This window comes from Clostridium sp. LBM24168 (assembly GCF_052953915.1).
Genome location: NZ_CP196861.1, coordinates 2,567,195 through 2,582,505, shown reverse-complemented (window position 1 = coordinate 2,582,505; position 15,311 = coordinate 2,567,195). Strand labels below are relative to the sequence as shown.

General features: G+C 34.3%; 18 protein-coding genes and 1 other annotated feature (1 of these 19 cut by a window edge). Of the genes, 13 read left to right on the top strand and 5 right to left on the bottom strand.

The window, feature by feature from the left end:
* Nucleotides 1–49: 49 nt before the first annotated feature.
* The 9 genes from ACSVC9_RS12805 (at nt 50) to ACSVC9_RS12765 (ending at nt 8,779) form a co-directional block, all read left to right on the top strand.
* Nucleotides 50–625: a restriction endonuclease subunit S gene (locus ACSVC9_RS12805; protein ID WP_446897848.1), complete on the top strand. Its 576-nt coding sequence runs from the start codon at nt 50–52 to the stop codon at nt 623–625.
* Complete coding sequence (locus ACSVC9_RS12800; RefSeq protein ID WP_446897847.1) at nt 622–3,831, top strand: type I restriction endonuclease subunit R; 3,210 nt, start codon at nt 622–624, stop codon at nt 3,829–3,831. Before ACSVC9_RS12805 ends, ACSVC9_RS12800 begins: the two co-directional genes overlap by 4 nt.
* 74 nt (nt 3,832–3,905) lie before the next feature.
* Entirely contained in the window at nt 3,906–5,081 is a 1,176-nt protein-coding gene (locus ACSVC9_RS12795; RefSeq protein WP_446897846.1) for a restriction endonuclease subunit S, read from the top strand.
* Between the two features lie 170 nt (nt 5,082–5,251).
* Nucleotides 5,252–6,841 (top strand): type I restriction-modification system subunit M, encoded by a 1,590-nt coding sequence (locus tag ACSVC9_RS12790; RefSeq protein ID WP_446897845.1) that lies wholly within the window; start codon nt 5,252–5,254, stop codon nt 6,839–6,841.
* A gap of 211 nt (nt 6,842–7,052) precedes the next feature.
* Nucleotides 7,053–7,298: a DUF2281 domain-containing protein gene (locus ACSVC9_RS12785; RefSeq protein WP_446897844.1), complete on the top strand. Its 246-nt coding sequence runs from the start codon at nt 7,053–7,055 to the stop codon at nt 7,296–7,298.
* A 29-nt stretch (nt 7,299–7,327) separates the two neighbouring features.
* Entirely contained in the window at nt 7,328–7,549 is a 222-nt protein-coding gene (locus tag ACSVC9_RS12780; RefSeq protein ID WP_446899859.1) for a type II toxin-antitoxin system PemK/MazF family toxin, read from the top strand.
* Between the two features lie 93 nt (nt 7,550–7,642).
* Entirely contained in the window at nt 7,643–7,888 is a 246-nt protein-coding gene (locus ACSVC9_RS12775; protein ID WP_323419679.1) for a type II toxin-antitoxin system prevent-host-death family antitoxin, read from the top strand.
* Nucleotides 7,885–8,259, top strand: coding sequence for a type II toxin-antitoxin system death-on-curing family toxin (locus tag ACSVC9_RS12770; RefSeq protein ID WP_446897843.1), 375 nt, complete (start codon nt 7,885–7,887; stop codon nt 8,257–8,259). The genes ACSVC9_RS12775 and ACSVC9_RS12770 overlap by 4 nt, the downstream gene beginning before the upstream one ends.
* A 61-nt stretch (nt 8,260–8,320) precedes the next feature.
* The gene (locus ACSVC9_RS12765) at nt 8,321–8,779 is read left to right on the top strand and encodes a restriction endonuclease subunit S (RefSeq protein ID WP_446897842.1); all 459 of its coding nucleotides are present in this window, start codon (nt 8,321–8,323) and stop codon (nt 8,777–8,779) included.
* A gap of 14 nt (nt 8,780–8,793) precedes the next feature.
* Here ACSVC9_RS12765 and ACSVC9_RS12760 read toward each other — a convergent pair whose 3' ends face one another.
* Nucleotides 8,794–9,720: a site-specific integrase gene (locus tag ACSVC9_RS12760; protein WP_446897841.1), complete on the bottom strand. Its 927-nt coding sequence runs from the start codon at nt 9,718–9,720 to the stop codon at nt 8,794–8,796.
* Between the two features lie 401 nt (nt 9,721–10,121).
* Between ACSVC9_RS12760 and ACSVC9_RS12755 the strand changes: the two genes are divergently transcribed.
* A complete protein-coding gene (locus ACSVC9_RS12755; RefSeq protein WP_446897840.1) occupies nt 10,122–10,274 on the top strand; it encodes a hypothetical protein in 153 nt (50 codons plus the stop codon).
* Here ACSVC9_RS12755 and ACSVC9_RS12750 read toward each other — a convergent pair.
* From ACSVC9_RS12750 to ACSVC9_RS12735, 4 genes are all read right to left on the bottom strand, one after another.
* Nucleotides 10,246–10,848 carry a hypothetical protein gene (locus ACSVC9_RS12750; RefSeq protein WP_446897839.1) on the bottom strand — a complete coding sequence of 201 codons (603 nt, stop codon included), beginning with the start codon at nt 10,846–10,848 and terminating at the stop codon, nt 10,246–10,248. The two genes, ACSVC9_RS12755 and ACSVC9_RS12750, sit on opposite strands and share 29 nt — an antisense overlap.
* Nucleotides 10,848–11,720, bottom strand: coding sequence for an ATP-binding cassette domain-containing protein (locus ACSVC9_RS12745; RefSeq protein WP_446897838.1), 873 nt, complete (start codon nt 11,718–11,720; stop codon nt 10,848–10,850). Before ACSVC9_RS12745 ends, ACSVC9_RS12750 begins: the two co-directional genes overlap by 1 nt.
* Nucleotides 11,707–12,093 carry a GntR family transcriptional regulator gene (locus ACSVC9_RS12740; RefSeq protein ID WP_446897837.1) on the bottom strand — a complete coding sequence of 129 codons (387 nt, stop codon included), beginning with the start codon at nt 12,091–12,093 and terminating at the stop codon, nt 11,707–11,709. Before ACSVC9_RS12740 ends, ACSVC9_RS12745 begins: the two co-directional genes overlap by 14 nt.
* 249 nt (nt 12,094–12,342) lie before the next feature.
* Entirely contained in the window at nt 12,343–12,624 is a 282-nt protein-coding gene (locus tag ACSVC9_RS12735) for a hypothetical protein (protein ID WP_446897836.1), read from the bottom strand.
* 141 nt (nt 12,625–12,765) lie between these two features.
* On the opposite strand from ACSVC9_RS12735, the gene ACSVC9_RS12730 reads away from it, so the two are divergent.
* The 3 genes from ACSVC9_RS12730 (at nt 12,766) to ACSVC9_RS12720 (ending at nt 14,910) form a co-directional block, all read left to right on the top strand.
* Complete coding sequence (locus tag ACSVC9_RS12730) at nt 12,766–13,512, top strand: DUF2087 domain-containing protein (RefSeq protein ID WP_446897835.1); 747 nt, start codon at nt 12,766–12,768, stop codon at nt 13,510–13,512.
* A 35-nt stretch (nt 13,513–13,547) separates the two neighbouring features.
* Nucleotides 13,548–13,901: a GIY-YIG nuclease family protein gene (locus ACSVC9_RS12725; RefSeq protein WP_446897834.1), complete on the top strand. Its 354-nt coding sequence runs from the start codon at nt 13,548–13,550 to the stop codon at nt 13,899–13,901.
* Nucleotides 13,902–14,010: 109 nt separating this feature from the next.
* Nucleotides 14,011–14,910 carry an AraC family transcriptional regulator gene (locus tag ACSVC9_RS12720; protein ID WP_446897833.1) on the top strand — a complete coding sequence of 300 codons (900 nt, stop codon included), beginning with the start codon at nt 14,011–14,013 and terminating at the stop codon, nt 14,908–14,910.
* Between the two features lie 321 nt (nt 14,911–15,231).
* Nucleotides 15,232–15,311: a binding site (T-box leader), on the top strand; it runs 120 nt beyond the window's last position.

The window sequence follows — 15,311 nt, the reverse complement described above, 5'->3', positions numbered from 1 at the left end:
TGATTACATCATAGTAAATAAAGTTAATTTTAGAAAGGCACAATATTTTATGAAAAAGTTGAGCGAATTGGTTGAATTAGTAAGTGGATCCCCTCAGTTTAGAATTACTGAAGTGTTTGATGAGAAAGCACCGCTTTTCACCTATTATAGTCAAACAGATTTAACGGATGATCTGGTGGGTATTATTTCAAAGGGTGCGGACAATAAACAAGTTAGAACCAATGACAAAGTAAATACCTTGTGTCATGGTGATGTGGTGTTTAGTTTGATCACGGGAACTGCAGCCATGGTAAGAAAAGAGCACGAGGGATATCTTTATACGCAAAACTACGTTAAGTTGTTACCTGGCAATAACATTGATCCGAAGTTTTTGGTCTATCTCATTAATGAAAACAAAACAATTAAGAAACAGTTTGTGTTGGGACTGCAGGGTTCACAAGTTTTAAAATATACCCTCAAGCAGCTTAAAGAGCTTAAAATACCGAAAATACCTTCTATAGATAAGCAAGAAATTATAGGACAAGTTTATTTTAATCAGTTAAGGCTGCAAGCCCTTAAAAATAGGGCAGCAGAACTTGAAACAAAAATCATATTATCCAGGTTAGAGGAGGCAGGTGAGAAATGAATGAAGAGCAATTTGAAACTGAATTAATACAATATATTACCAGTGGAACCATAACTAAACCTGAACATCTGGAAAGAATCAGCGGCTTTACGGTTAGTGAAAAATCTGCCGATTACTGTGTGAAAACAAAGCTGTGGAAGTATGAACCAAAAATTAAAACTACAGACCAGCTTTGGGATAACTTCAAAGAAATTCTTGAGAGGCACAATCAAAGTACACTTGATCATCCACTAAGTACTGTTGAATTTAATCAAGTTAAAAAGATTATATCTGATATTGAAACACCATATGAAGCTGGACAATTTTTATATGGACTCAATGGTGTATCGCAGATTGAAATTGATTTGGATGACGGCCGTCACGTGTTTTTAACGGTTTTCGATCAAAAGCAAATTGGTGCTGGAGATACAGTATACCAGGTAGTCAATCAAATTGAACGTCCTGCAGTTATCGCCGGGAAACAAAATCGTCGTTTTGATACTACACTTCTTATCAATGGTTTGCCTATTATACAAATTGAAGAAAAACGTGATACACATGATGTCAATGAAGCGCTGAATCAAATGCATCAATATTCCGAAGAAAACCAGTATCGTGATATTTTTTCAACCTTGCAGATATTGGTGGCAATTACGCCGAATAACGTGAAGTATATGGCAAATACCACGCCGGATAAGTTCAATAAGGATTTTGCTTTTAATTGGCAGCGTAAAAGTGATAATACTATTGTGCGTAATTGGAAGGAGTTTGCTGATTCAATGCTGAGTATTCCAATGGCACATCAGATGGCTACCAATTATATGATTTTGGATGGCACAAAAAACAAACAAATGTTAAAGGTAATGCGTCCATATCAGGTATATGCCACCCAGAATGTACTTGAAAAATTAAAGAAAGTTGATTTTGAACTGGGTACAAATAAAGTAGGTTATGTTTGGCATACCACTGGTTCTGGCAAAACCATAACTAGTTTTAAAACAGCGTGGCTTGCAAGTCGCATGCCGAAAGTTGACAAAGTTGTCTTCGTAGTGGATAGAATTGCTTTAACGAAACAAACAAGTGAAAATTATAGGGCCTATGATCCGGATGCTGGTGAAGATATGATTGGAAGTGTTGAAGATACCGATAATACTAATGATTTAAGCCGTAAATTAAAGAGCAAAGATAATAGTATCATTGTTACTTCTGTTCAAAAACTTGATACTTTAGTGAAACGTAAATCTTTTAAAGCACCTGATAAAAATATTGTATTTATCGTGGATGAGGCACACCGTTCAACTGGCGGTGAAAGTTTTGCAAAGATACAAAAGGCTTTTAAGAAATCTGCCTGGGTTGGTTATACAGGGACACCCATGTTTGATGAAACTACCAGCGGTTTGCGAACAGAAGATATTTTTGGACAACTGTTACATGCCTATACTATTCGTGAAGCAATTGCAGACAGAAATGTTTTAGGTTTTAAAGTGGATTTTGAAACAACCATTGATGAAGAGCAGATGAAATCTAAATATCTGCCAAATTTTTACCGAGAACGCCATCCAAAGTGGACTGAACAGCAAATTAAAGAGAAGATCAGTAATCTAAGTCAGGAAGATATGGATGATGCAGTTGAACCAAGCTTTTATGATGAAAATCAGGATCATATCAAGTTAGTAGTTGAAGATATTTTCAAGAACTGGAGAAATCGTTCAAATGAAGGTAAATATAATGCCCTCTTTACCACTCATGTTGGCGGCGGGAAAGCCAGTACTCCAATGGCAATGATGTATTTTAGTGAATTTCAGCGAGTAAATGATGAGAATAGGAAAAATGGTGGTCAGACATTAAAAGTAGCAGTTACATTCAGCCAGAACTCATCCAATAATGATAGCATGCTTGCTGCCAATCAGGGTTTATATGATGCTATGAAGGCTTATAACAAGGAATTTGGTACAAGCTTTGGTATGGATGATGCAGCTGGATATACACAGGATGTTACTGAACGCTTGAAAAAAACTGCTGCCGACAAGAATTTCCTGGATATTGTGATTGTGGTAGATCAGCTTTTGACTGGATTTGATGCACCGGAACTTAATACACTTTATGTAGACAGAACACTTAAAGGAGCCGGACTTATTCAAGCTTATTCAAGAACAAACCGTATTGCTGACATGCAGGAAAAACCCTGGGGGCGTATTGTAAATTATCGCTGGTCTGCTCAAAATGAGAAGCTGATGAATGAAGCTCTCGCAATTTATGCCAATAAAGATTCTGCAATTTTATCAGAAGATGAGCAGCGTAAATCCAATCAAAAAGATGGTATTATAGCTAAACCTTTTGAAGATGAGTTTAATGAAGTTAAAGAGGTTGCTCAGAAATTAGGCAGCTTAACCAATGAGTTCCAGCAATTACCACCTTCTGAAAAGCAAAAAGAATATATGTTTGATTTGCTGCGTGATTATAATGCTGGAATGGCTAAATTAAAACAATATACCCCTGAAGAAGTTGATGGAAATACAGTAGGTTTCAATTACGACAATCCTGATGAATTAGTTGAAAAATTAGGCATGACAGGTGCTCAAGAAACCATGCTTACTACAATTTTAACCAATGAGCTTAAACAGTATATGGCAAAGAAAAAGAAAATTCCTTTTTATCAAATTGAGTTGAAAATGACCCATGTCAAGGATGTAAAAATAGATTATGATTATTTAACTGAATTGGTGGAACAATTATTAAACCAGGTGCATGAGGGCAAAAGTCAGGAAGCGCAAGCTACGAAAGAGAAAATTGATCAGTTTGCCACTGGTTTGGAAGACAGAAATTATGCTGTAAAGGTCATGAATGCAGCAATCGCTATTATCAAAGGGCATTTTCCACCGAAAGGCTTTAATCTTAAATATCCAGTAAAATTGAGAGATAGTGAACAAATTATTCAAGCGGCTAACAATGTCAGCCTTGATAGAATGTTCCTGGACTTTCGGGTGAAGTGGGGAATTACAGATATTATCACAAGTGCCCAGATGCGTGAATTATTTAGTCATCATCGTTATGGCATGCAGGATTTAGATGATACTGGCCAAATCCGGAATATAATTGCCAAAGCAAGCAGGGATTATAAGACGCTGGCACATGACGAAAAGGTACAATCCTTGTCTAAAATCAAGTATCGTAATGGTTTGCGTGAAGCCATTTATGAATTGGCTGACGAGCATGCTGAAAGCTAATTCATATCTAATAAAACTTTAAAATTAATTATTGAACTGCTAATTATCAATTGACAGTTAAGATAGGAGATAAAATGGATAAAAATAAAGCTAATGTACCTAAAATGAGATTTCCAGGATTTACCGACCCTTGGGAACAGCGTAAATTAGGAGATGTAGTAGATTTTCTTGATGAGCAAAGAAAACCATTGGAGGCTGGGACGCGTGAATCTGGTTCGTATCCTTACTATGGAGCATCAGGAATTATTGATTATGTGGAAGATTATATATTTGATGAAGAACTGATTTTATTAAGTGAAGATGGTGCGAATATTATAGATAGAAATTATCGTGTATGTTTCTTAGCGTGTGGTAGATACTGGGTAAATAATCATGCACATGTTTTAAAAGCAAAAAAAAATTATAGCAATGGATTTATTTGTGAGGCATTAGAAAGACTTAACTATGAAAAATACAATACAGGAACAGCGCAACCTAAATTGAATCAAGAAGTATGTCGGAATATCAATATTATGATTCCTGAGTTAGATGAACAAGAGAAAATATTTACTGTTTTAAATAACCTCGATAAACTTATCACCCTTCATCAGCGTAAGTTAAATCACTTGCAGGATAAGAAAAAAAGTTTGTTACAAAAAATGTTCCCGAAAAATGGACAAAATTTTCCAGAAATTCGTTTCCCAGGATTTACTTACCCTTGGGAAGAGCATAAATTGGGAGAAATCTTAAAAAAAAATACTGTCAAAAATAGTGATTTAGAATTCCATAGTGATTCAATTATATCTGTGGCACAAATGAAACAAGCAACTAATGTAAGAGATTCATCGGATCAATATATGACAACATATAATAAAATTCGAATTGGGGAGATAGCCTTTGAAGGTCATGCTAATAAAGAATTTCCAAACGGTCGATTTGTTTTAAATGACTTTAGAGATGGAATTGTTTCCCATATTTATGATGTATATAGTGCTGTAGAAAAGTACGATTGTGAGTTTATGAAGAAGTATATAAATAATCAAAATGTTATGAGAAGAATTCTAATAAATGCAACTTCAAATGCCAGAATGATGAATTCACTTAATTTAAAAGAATTGCTCAAACAGCAATTATTGTTACCTTGCATTGAAGAGCAACAAAAAATTGGCCAATTTTTCAAGAACCTAGACAATCTTATCACCCTTCATCAACGTAAGTTAAATCATTTGCAAGAACAAAAGAAAGCATTACTACAACAGATGTTTATATAAACTTAGAAATCGTTATCCAGGGGCTTAGCAGCCGTTATCCCACTTTATAAGAAAAGTAGAGAACCAAAATTTTTAATTTTGTGTGAATCACTTTCACAGAATGCGATAGGGGTATTACAGCTTGCAGCCGTCGGATAAAACAATTTGAAAAGAGAAAGGAAATAAAAATAATGAGTAATAATCTACAAACAATTACCAGCAAACTTTGGGCTATGGCAAATGAACTGCGTGGCACAATGGATGCGTCGGAGTACAAAAACTATATCCTGGCATTTATGTTTTATAGATATCTTTCGGAACATCAAGAACAGTATTTAGTGAAAAATAATGTTATTGACGTTGCAGAGGGAGAATCTACCAATGATGCTTACCTAAAACAAGCGGCAGGTGCAGATTTGGATGATTATTTAGAAGATATTTCATCAAGTTTGGGGTATGCAATTGCGCCAAATGATACATGGGAGTCTTTGATTAATAAAATTAATGATGCACAAGTTATTCCCAGTGACTACCAAACTATTTTTGATAGTTTTAATAAAAATGCGGAATTAAATAGGGAAGCGGTTAAAGATTTTCGTGGTATATTCAACGATGTTAACTTGGGAGATTCACGTCTTGGAAGTTCTACAAATGAACGTGCAAAATCACTTAACAATATAGTTAAATTAGTAGATGAAATTGAATACAAAGGGGATGACGGAAAAGACATTCTAGGTGAAATCTATGAATATTTAATTGGTAAATTTGCTGCAAGTGCTGGTAAAAAAGGTGGAGAATTTTATACACCTCATCAAGTAAGTAAGATTTTAGCTAAATTGGTTACTAACGGTGTAGAAAAATCAGATGAATTTTTCAATTTATATGATCCTACAATGGGCTCAGGTTCTTTACTGCTTACTGTTGGACAAGAGTTGCCTGAGGGTACTCCTATTAAGTACTTTGGTCAGGAGTTGAACACAACAACGTATAACTTGGCCCGTATGAATTTGATGATGCACGATGTATCTTATAACAATATGACATTAAATAATGCTGATACTTTGGAAAATGATTGGCCGGATGGATCGGACGAAAGAGGAATTGATCACCCACGTAGTTTTGATGCAGTGGTTGCAAATCCACCATATTCTGCGAAATGGGATAATGATAAAAGCAAATTAAAGGATCCACGTTTTAGCGATTATGGGAAATTAGCACCAGCATCAAAAGCAGATTATGCTTTTATATTGCACAGTATATATCATTTAAACAACACTGGCACAATGGCTATTGTTCTTCCTCACGGTGTGCTATTTCGTGGTGCGGCAGAAAGCAAAATCCGTCAAACTATAATTGAAAAAAATTATCTTGATGCGGTTATTGGTTTGCCAGCTAACTTATTTTATGGAACAAGTATACCAACAGTCATTTTAGTATTTAAGAAGAATCGTAAAACCAAAGACATATTATTCATTGATGCAAGCAGTGATTTTGAAAAGGGGAAGAATCAAAATAACTTAAATGATGAAAATATAGATAAAATCATCAATACATTTAAGGAACGTAAAGATGTTGATAAATATGCTCACGTGGCATCAATTGAGGAAATCAGGGAGAATGAGTTTAACTTGAATATTCCACGTTATGTTGATACTTTTGAAGAAGAAGCTCCAATTGATTTGGAAGAAGTGAATAATCAGTTAGAACAAGATAATAAGGAAATTGCAGAACTTGAAGCAAAGATTAATGAACAATTGAAGATTTTAGGTGTAAAAATTTAGATTTGCTGGTGCTGGGAACAGTGTGAGCTGGGTGCAATTTCAGATAAAGTAACTGAAAAGAATACGGATTTCAAACTTTGTCCCGTTGGAGCAATAAAAACGGGAAAATGGACAAGATGTAGAATATGAAACCAACGAATTTAGGCAATGATATTTTAGTTAATATGGTATAATAATAGTAAAATAAAGAATATACAGGAAGGTGATTTATATGATTAATAAGGATGTCTTAGTAAAAAAAATTGAAACATTACCACCTTACTTATTGCAGGAAGTAGCTGATTATATAGATTATATAGAATTTAAAAAAAATAGAAAAAGTAATTTAAAGATAGATGATATAACATTAGCAAGTGAAGAGAATCTAGCAAAAGATTGGCTTAAACCTGAGGAGGATAAAGCGTTGTACCCTTCCCCTTTTCAGATTTATCGCAATCGAAGAAGAGACCGGCCTTAGTATTAGCTGATCTAGAAGGATATGATTTAATTTTTTCCCAAATAACAAGTCAAAATTTATCTGATTCATATTCAATAAAATTGAAGAATAGTGACTTTGAAGAGGGATCATTGATAAAAAATAGTAATATCAGACCTAATAAGATATTTACAGCTGACAGAGATATAGTTTTGTATAAGATTGGGCATTTGAATGAAGAAAAAATAAAAGAGGTAACAGATAGAATTATTAGAATCTTCGTAGAAGGCTAAAAATGAAGTTATAAGTAAAACTTATATAAGTAGGATATTTTTATCCTACTTATGGTATAATATAAACATATTATAGTGTTAGGAGGGGTTTCAATGCTGGTGAATACTAAAAAGATAGTTTCAATGTCAGAGGCTAACCAGAATTTTTCCAAAGTGGCCAAGATGGTTGATGAGGACAAATCGGTAGTTATCATGAAAAATAACAAGCCTAAATATGTGGTTTTGGACTTCGAAGAATTTACTAAAGAAGCTGTATCTGAAGAACAAACTCTTGATAGGATTGCAGATAAAATTCTTGAAGAAAATATAGAAGCTTTTAAGGAACTGGCTGATAGATGAAATATATATCTTTGGAATATATAATAAAATTGCATGATAAGATGATAGATATTACAGGTGGATCAAAAGGAATTAGGGATATAGAACTTTTGAAATCATCAATAGAAAATTCCAGGGCTACATTTGGTGGGGAAGATTTATATCCAACTGCTGAATCTAAATGCGCAAATACCTGTTTTAATATAATAAAAAATCATGCATTTGTGGATTGCAATAAAAGAACTGGTATATATGTTATGCTTATGCTTCTTGAGTATAATAATATTAATTTAGAATTTACTCAAAAAGAATTAGTTGATTTGGGTGTGAATATAGCATCTGGAAAGTTAAATCAGAAAGATATAATATCTTGGATAGAAAATCATAAATAAGTACTTACTTTTATAGTAGGTGCTTATTATGACTGAAAAAATCTTAAAAAGGTAATTTCTATTGTTTCCCGGGAAAGATGATTATATCAGTTTAATTCATATTTCAAAATATAAAAATCCAGAAGCTTCTGCTGACATAATTAAAAATTGGTTAAGAAATAGAAGTACTATTGAGTTTTTAGGATTATGGGAAAGAATGAATAATCCAAATTTTAAACTGGTCGAATTTCACCAGTTTATAGATGTGGGCGTATTATCAACGCTTTATATCGTTTTCAAGCCAGCTGATGTGAATAGTGATTTCTTGACAAAATACTATGATACGACATATTGGTATCGTGAGGTTTCAAAACACGCAGCTGAGGGAGCAAGGAATCATGGCCTGTTAAATATTGCTGCTTCAGATTTCTTTAAAACAGAATTAACAATACCAAAAGATAAGGCTGAACAAGAGAAAATCGGACGATTTTTCAAACAATTTGATAAGCTTATTACCCTTCATCAGCGTGAGTCATTATAAGAAATGACTCACAGTTAACTTAATCCTGACGATGAACGCATAACCAAATCTACATCTTTATTTTCAAGTTCCTGAATAATGTGTAAATAGGTTTTTGGGGTTGTTGTCATACTGGCATGCCCTAATCTTCTTGCCACACTTGCAATTGATACATCTGCAAATAATAAAAGAGAGGCATGGGTGTGGCGTAATCCGTGAATTGAAATTACCGGGATCTTTGCATCCCTGCAGTGTCTTGTTAATATATCATTGACAGTTGAATTATATACTTTGTTTTCTGTAAATATAGGTTTATCTTCTGGCAATCCCTTTAATAATTGAGCAAACTGAATTACTGTTTGCCAGTCTATTTGTACTTTCCTTATAGAGGATTGATTTTTTGTTGGAAGAAAGCCGCCACTTCCTTTATAATCCCATGTTTTACTGATTGAAAGCATCTGATGTGAAAAATCAAAATCTTTAGATGTAAGTGCCAATGCTTCCGAAAATCGCATCCCGGTTTTTGCAACTAGTAGTATAAACCAATCCCAGCTTACTTCAGATTTTAAATCAAGACTGCTTAATAGAGTATGCAGCTCAAATTGATTAAGATATTTTGCTTTTTTATCTTTTGGAGTTTTCCCTTTGATTATTGCTTTTCGTGTAGGATCTCTATCAATTAGACCTTCATCCACCGCATCCAAAATTGCAACTTTTAATTGATGATGAAAATCCATTGTTGTTTGACGTTCATGCCATGCAGCATAGTCATTAAGTAATTGCTGGTAAGTTATACGATTCAAATCGCAAATTATAAGATTTGGAATAAGTTTTTTGAGCCACTTTTTCGTCATAAGATACTTATCCATAGTCACTTTTCTTATTGTACCATCTTTGTATACTGTAATCCATTGTGCATAATATTGGTAAAATAAATCAGTTCTTTTTACTTTTTCTAACATTGTTACTTCTCCTTTTGATTTATCGGAAGTTGCCTCACACTGATGAAGTTATTTCCAAAATAATTAAGTGTGTGCGCAAATCAATAATTGGAAAAACGCACCTATTTTCTTATTATAACCATATGTCATAATTTAGTAGTTGGCATTTTTACCTCAGCATTACTTTTAACAGGTATCTTATGCTAAGTTTGGGGTTCTGCATCTAATGCTGGCTACACTAAGGAAATCAAGTTATTCTTAGGCTCAGCTGGAGTTTGCTAATATTGAATGTTATCACGCTATACTTTAAAGAGCCAGATGCAAAGACACAGAGCCGATAATCCGCTGCCAATGAACGGGGATTATTGGCTCTTTGCTTTTAATAACTACATTCTGCCTATGCGTAATTACAAAACTGTAGCTTGAAAAATGATATGGCGAGTGATTATCTTGGCTGGATACATGAGAATATAGATATCGTAGAAATAATTCCAAAGAAAAACACAGGTGCCCATCACAACATAGTAGACACCTATACATCACTGTTCAGCTTTTCAGTGGAATTTGAGAAATAATGCGAGGTAGAATTAGCAATAATGCAGCTAATAACAGTACCATAGATCCTAATACTGCCAGGTCCGATAGAGCAAGAACTCCAGGAATAGTAGTCATGGCATGAAATATCACTAGGGCACTTAAAATTCCAAGTACTGGCGTGTACCGTTTTCGGAGTTGAAAACCTACCACGGAAGTCCATCCTATGAGAAAAAACAGCGGCATATGAAGATAATGTGTAATTGCCGGCAGCAGTGAAATACTATCAAAGTAAATTATTGAAGCTAAGATTGGTATGAGCAGCAGCAGTGATATAATGCTTATGGCTCCAGTAAAGGCTCCAAAGAACTGTTTTCTGGTAAGGCCCTGTGATACATATAGTTTTGTTGTAGTCAGTGGGTATACAATTCCTATTACCAGAAGGTATATTTTAGGAGCATATATGATGGAATCCGGTATCCATGAGGTATCATCGATTTTCAAATAAGAAAATACCGTAAGAATTAAAGCCATTACCAGGGCATAGATGCCTATAAACCAGCATAAGGACTTAAACTGTTTTGACAGCAGAAGCTTCAAAGCTTTTTTCGTCATTACTTTTTTCCTCCCTTCTCCGTCATATAGATGAACAAATCCTGCAGCGAGGGTTGAGAGAATTCAAGACCTGCTTTTACAGCATCAAGACGGTCCTGTTCTGACAGCTGCCCAAACAACACAGCCTCTTTCTGCCTGCCCAAGCTTCGCTGGGACAGAATTTTACGATCTTTAACAAAGCAGTCTACGTCTTTGCTAAATCCTGTTACGGCTAATCCTTTTGCTCGCAGGGTATCACAGTCATCATGGGCTATTATTTGTCCATTGTGAATAATTATAGCTTCATTGAAAAGGCCTTCCATCTCATTGATAAAATGAGTTGAAAACAAAATAAGCTTTGGTCGCTGCATATAGTCCGATAAAAGCTCGTTGATAAACAGCTTGCGCACGGCGGCATCCATACCGAGATAAGCTTCGTCATATATGGTAATGGGTGTCTGTCCGGCTAGTCCTATAATCACATGTACTGCTGAACGCAAACCATGACTTAAGTCTCCCATTGTTTTCTTCATCGGTATTTCAAACAGCTTTATAAGTTTTTCTGCATAGGTGGTATACCAGTTGGGACGGAGCACAGCTGCCATTTTAAACAGGTCTTTTACATGAAAGGCATTTTCTGTTTCGCTCTGATTGTCATAGATAAAAGAAATTCGCGGCAGTATATTTCTGTTTTCATAAGGATTTTCACCTAATATGGTTATTGTTCCTGAGGTTGGTCTGCGGTAGGCACTGATCAGCGACAGAAGAGATGTCTTTCCTGCACCATTCCTGCCAATTAGTCCGCAGATTGACTGTTCAGGAAGGTTTAAATTTATATTGTTCAGTGCAGGTGTATTTCCGTATTTAAGTGATACATTTTCAAGATTGATCATTTTTTTCTCCTTTCCATGCATTATCGATCATTTCGTGAATCTGATTTAGGGTAAAACCCAGAGGTTTAGCCAGGGCCGCAAGAGGCTCTACATGTTCCTGGAAAAATGTCTGTGAAAAGCGTTTTTTAAGCTTTTCAGGTGAATCGGGACTCACATACATGCCGAGCCCGCGTTTTTTGTAAATTATTCCTTCATCTACAAGCATGTTAATTCCTTTCATTACGGTAACGGGATTTATATTGTAATGGCTGACAAGCTGACTGTTTGATGGTATCTGTTCCCCAGGTGACAGTCTACCATTAAGAATATCCTCCTCAATGGACTCTTTAATTTGCAGATAAATGGGACGGTTACTGTCAAGAGATGATTTCATGGCGTCCTCCTCTCACTTATAGTATTATTGTAAACTAGTATTATATATGAGTATAATACTACTTTGAAAATATGTCAAGGAATTGATTAAAATCTAAAAGATCAATGCAAACCATCTATATGCATACTTATGATTATTTGAATTCTAATAGTTTCACTACAAAGAAAATATATGTAGAAATCTTTGATTTCAGGCATTTTTAAAGCATATGGTTTTTATAGAAGACAGTGGTAAAGACCCATCATAAATTTATGCCGATCCTGTTGCTGCTTTTAGGCTGTCTTTCCCGGAATTAACTCCAAATGAACTCATAACATCAAAGGCAATCTGTCTCTGGGGAAAATAGCTTGTTAGACGGTTAAGCAACTTTTTCACCTCATCTTCACTTAGGTATTCCAAAATACCATCAGCAATGATCATTGTGGGTTGATTTCTCTGAATTTGCTCCAGCCAAGTATCCAATTGCTTTGCTCTTATGACCATAATTTCGTTTCCAAAATGACTGACCTTCTCAAAATCGTAGTCAATCATGCGAAGAATCTCTGCTGCTCTTTTGTCATTGAGAAAGAGAATTATTATATAGTTATGCCATTAGGTCATATATGGTTGACAAAATAAATAAACAATTTTATAATGTGTTTATAAAAATAACAAACCAAAGGGGCAGTATATTTGGATATCGATAAATTTACTATAGAAGAACTTAAGAACGGATATATATTTGATATACATACTAATTCTTACATTTGCAATAATTGCGGAAAGAGATTTGAAGTTGGTGAAATTTATTCTTTTGCCGGTAGATTTTTTGAAGCATCTCGTGCCATCAAAGTACATTTAAGTACGGAACATGGGAACTACTTAAAGCAATTACTTTATTCAGGATCTAAGTATAATACACTCACAGATAATCAGAAAGAACTATTATTTTTGATATATTCGGGTATGTCGGATAAAGAAATTGCAAAAATACTTGATATTTCTCCTTCTACAGTAAGACATCAAAGGTTTATGCTTCGTGAAAAGGCAAAACAGGCAAAGATGTATTTGGCAATCTATGAGCAGGCAATTGAAAAGAAGTCCTCAATGGATGAGGCTATAGTACCTATTCATAATAATGCAACTATGGTTGATGATCGATATGTTATTACTGAAAAAGAAAAAGAGCAAATATTGAAAACTGTATTTGAAAATCTATCTCCCTTAAGACTAAAAACATTCCCCAGGAAAGAGAAGAATAAAATTGTTGTTCTGACAAAAATAACGGAGCAGCTGGAACATGGAAAACACTATATGGAAAAAGAGTTAAATCAAATATTGAAGGAGATTTATGACGATTATGCGGTGATTAAACGTTACCTGGTTGATTATGGATTTATGGAAAGAACTGATGATTGTAAAGAATATTGGCTGAAATAAGATAAAAACCAATTACTGGAAAGGAATGATGGCTTATGGATAGAAGAAAAGAACTTAAAGAACTGTATAAAGCTATGAAATCAGATATGGGGATATTTATTATTAAATCCAGTTTTAATGATAAGTGCTACATAGAAGGAACCCAGGATCTGAAAGGTACGATAAACAGCACAAAATTTAAATTAGAATTAGGAAATCATCCTAACAAAGAACTTCAAAAAGATTGGAAGGAACATGGAGAGTCAAACTTCACAATTGAGATACTGGAGAAGCTTAAATATGATAAGGATGAAACAAAAGTTGATTACAGCGAAGAACTAAACATATTAAAACTGATCTGGGAGGATAGATTATCTAAAAAAGACATGGAATTTTATAAAAAATGTTAGAAATACATGTTTATTATCTGGAAGTGTTGAAATTGATCGACTAAACTGTACACAGATTGTCGGATGGATAAATGCATCCCTTGATAATATTGATGTAGGAGGTTGTTTGATGGATTCTTTAAGTAGTATGAATAATGCATTGGCATATATTGAAGAGCACTTGACGGAGAATATTGATTATAGTGAAATTTCTAAAATGGCTTACTGCTCAGAGTATCATTTTAAGAGGATGTTTTCTTTTTTATCAGGCATAGGTCTGTCAGAATATATTCGAAGAAGAAAATTAACGCTGGCTGCTCTTGATTTGAAAGATACAAATTTGAGAATAATCGATGTTGCTGTCAAATATGGTTATGATTCAGCTGATTCATTCTCCCGTGCTTTTCATTCTATGCATGGTGTCCTTCCTTCTGAAGCAAGAAGTGAGAATACACAGTTAAAAGCCTATCCTAGAATGACCTTTCAATTATCAATTAAAGGAGGATGCGAAATGAATTATCGTATTGTTGAGAAAGGACCTTTTAAGTTAGCAGGATTTAAGAAGAGAGTTCCAATTATTTTTGAAGGTATAAATCCGGAGATTGCAAAAATGACTGAACTTTTAACCCCTGAGGTTATTAAGCAATTAAAAGCACTTTCGAATATAGAACCAATAGGGATTATTAGTGCATCTACCAACTTCTCGGAAGGAAGAATGGGAGAAAAGGGTAAGCTGGATCATTACATCGGTGTAGCAACTTCAAATGATGAAACAGCAGAACTCTATGTATTGAAAATAGAAGCAAGTACCTGGGCAGTTTTTGAATCAATTGGACCATTTCCGCAAACACTTCAAAATATATGGGGAAGGATATACTCAGAGTGGTTTCTATCTTCAGGATATGAGGCAGTTGAAGGCCCTGAAATTTTGTGGAATGAGAGTCCAGATACTGGAAATCCAAAGTATCGAAGCGAAATCTGGATTCCAGTAAGGAAAAAAACTATTAAGTGCATCAATGTTTATGATTGATGCGCTCCTACGGTTACACTAATTCATCAAATCTAAATCTTGACAATGTATAAAATTAGTACTATAATTTAAAAAAAATTAAATTTAAGAACTATGATAGGAATCAAGTAAATATATGATATTTAAAGAGAGTGATGTTTGCTGCAAATTCACAATACTCATATATTGAAAACTCGTCCTTGAGTTATCGGTTGAAATATAAGTAGACTGTATCGGTTGAATCCGTTATTTTATAAAGAAAAAAATTTGGATGGTATTGCGGTATTGTTTCTCGCTCCAAGAGAAGCAATACCGCTTTTTTATTTTGATGAAAACCTTATTGTAAAAGTAATGCCAGGGATAAGTAAATACAGATATACTTTTAAAGAGAGTGTTCATGATGAAAAAGCACATTTATACTG

What these genes read in the sequence shown, in the direction of transcription:
- ACSVC9_RS12805 (WP_446897848.1), top strand. Translation starts at nt 50, where the DNA reads ATGAAAAAGTTGAGCGAATTGGTTGAATTAGTAAGTGGATCCCCTCAG.
- ACSVC9_RS12800 (WP_446897847.1), top strand. Translation starts at nt 622, where the DNA reads ATGAATGAAGAGCAATTTGAAACTGAATTAATACAATATATTACCAGT.
- ACSVC9_RS12795 (WP_446897846.1), top strand. Translation starts at nt 3,906, where the DNA reads ATGGATAAAAATAAAGCTAATGTACCTAAAATGAGATTTCCAGGATTT.
- ACSVC9_RS12790 (WP_446897845.1), top strand. Translation starts at nt 5,252, where the DNA reads ATGAGTAATAATCTACAAACAATTACCAGCAAACTTTGGGCTATGGCA.
- ACSVC9_RS12785 (WP_446897844.1), top strand. Translation starts at nt 7,053, where the DNA reads ATGATTAATAAGGATGTCTTAGTAAAAAAAATTGAAACATTACCACCT.
- ACSVC9_RS12775 (WP_323419679.1), top strand. Translation starts at nt 7,643, where the DNA reads ATGCTGGTGAATACTAAAAAGATAGTTTCAATGTCAGAGGCTAACCAG.
- ACSVC9_RS12770 (WP_446897843.1), top strand. Translation starts at nt 7,885, where the DNA reads ATGAAATATATATCTTTGGAATATATAATAAAATTGCATGATAAGATG.
- ACSVC9_RS12760 (WP_446897841.1), bottom strand. Translation starts at nt 9,720, where the DNA reads ATGTTAGAAAAAGTAAAAAGAACTGATTTATTTTACCAATATTATGCA.
- ACSVC9_RS12750 (WP_446897839.1), bottom strand. Translation starts at nt 10,848, where the DNA reads ATGACGAAAAAAGCTTTGAAGCTTCTGCTGTCAAAACAGTTTAAGTCC.
- ACSVC9_RS12745 (WP_446897838.1), bottom strand. Translation starts at nt 11,720, where the DNA reads ATGATCAATCTTGAAAATGTATCACTTAAATACGGAAATACACCTGCA.
- ACSVC9_RS12740 (WP_446897837.1), bottom strand. Translation starts at nt 12,093, where the DNA reads ATGAAATCATCTCTTGACAGTAACCGTCCCATTTATCTGCAAATTAAA.
- ACSVC9_RS12735 (WP_446897836.1), bottom strand. Translation starts at nt 12,624, where the DNA reads ATGATTGACTACGATTTTGAGAAGGTCAGTCATTTTGGAAACGAAATT.
- ACSVC9_RS12725 (WP_446897834.1), top strand. Translation starts at nt 13,548, where the DNA reads ATGGATAGAAGAAAAGAACTTAAAGAACTGTATAAAGCTATGAAATCA.
- ACSVC9_RS12720 (WP_446897833.1), top strand. Translation starts at nt 14,011, where the DNA reads ATGGATTCTTTAAGTAGTATGAATAATGCATTGGCATATATTGAAGAG.